Origin of the sequence: Pseudomonas sp. (genome assembly GCF_030696055.1) — a bacterium.
Lineage (GTDB): Bacteria > Pseudomonadota > Gammaproteobacteria > Pseudomonadales > Pseudomonadaceae > Aquipseudomonas.
In genome coordinates, this window is record NZ_JAUYNP010000032.1 from 1 (window position 1) to 1,140 (window position 1,140).

Genomic DNA, 1,140 nt, shown 5'->3' on the forward strand with positions numbered 1-1,140 from the left:
AGGGGTTCCCGAGCGGCCAAAGGGATCAGACTGTAAATCTGACGTCTACGACTTCGAAGGTTCGAATCCTTCCCCCTCCACCATTTTTAGCGAGAGCTGCAAGCTCCGCGGGTATAGTTTAGTGGTAGAACCTCAGCCTTCCAAGCTGATGATGCGGGTTCGATTCCCGCTACCCGCTCCAAGTTTGCAGGTCCTGCAAAGGCGTTACGCTCTTGTAGCTCAGTTGGTAGAGCACGCCCTTGGTAAGGGTGAGGTCAGCGGTTCAAATCCGCTCATGAGCTCCATTTAATAAAGGCAGATATGTGAGTATCTGCCTTTGTTTTAATGGCGGTGATACTTGCTCAATTCTTCGCTGGGAGACGGTCAAAATGGCTAAAGAAAAGTTTGAACGTAACAAACCGCACGTCAACGTAGGCACCATCGGTCACGTTGACCACGGTAAAACTACTCTGACTGCTGCTCTGACCCGCGTTTGCTCTGAAGTATTTGGTTCGGCCAAGGTTGACTTCGACAAGATCGATAGCGCCCCGGAAGAAAAGGCACGTGGTATCACCATCAACACCGCTCACGTTGAGTACGATTCGGCTGTGCGTCACTACGCGCACGTTGACTGCCCAGGTCACGCCGACTACGTAAAAAACATGATCACCGGTGCTGCGCAGATGGACGGCGCTATCCTGGTTTGCTCCGCTGCTGACGGCCCGATGCCGCAGACTCGTGAGCACATCCTGCTGTCCCGTCAGGTTGGTGTTCCGTACATCGTGGTCTTCCTGAACAAGGCTGACATGGTTGACGACGCTGAGTTGCTGGAGCTGGTTGAAATGGAAGTGCGTGACCTGCTCAGCACTTACGATTTCCCGGGCGACGACACTCCGATCATCATCGGCTCCGCGCTGATGGCGTTGAACGGTCAAGACGACAACGAAATGGGCACCACTGCCGTTCGTAAACTCGTTGAAACCCTGGATACCTACATTCCAGAGCCGGTTCGTGCCATCGACAAGCCGTTCCTGATGCCGATCGAAGACGTCTTCTCGATCTCTGGTCGTGGCACCGTGGTAACTGGCCGTATCGAGCGCGGTATCGTCAAGATCCAGGAAGAAATCGAGATCGTTGGTCTGCGTGATACCACCAAGACCA

1 protein-coding gene and 2 tRNA genes are annotated in these 1,140 nt (G+C 53.9%); all 3 read left to right on the forward strand.

Translation table 11 applies throughout. The annotated features are described in order from the left end of the window. The first annotated feature begins 107 nt into the window (after nt 1–107). Nucleotides 108–181 (forward strand) — tRNA-Gly (locus Q8Q83_RS01860). 27 nt (nt 182–208) lie between these two features. Further along, nucleotides 209–284 (forward strand) — tRNA-Thr (locus Q8Q83_RS01865). A gap of 84 nt (nt 285–368) precedes the next feature. Continuing rightward, the coding region (locus tag Q8Q83_RS01870; protein WP_305620629.1) for an elongation factor Tu at nt 369–1,140 on the forward strand (772 nt) is incomplete at its 3' end.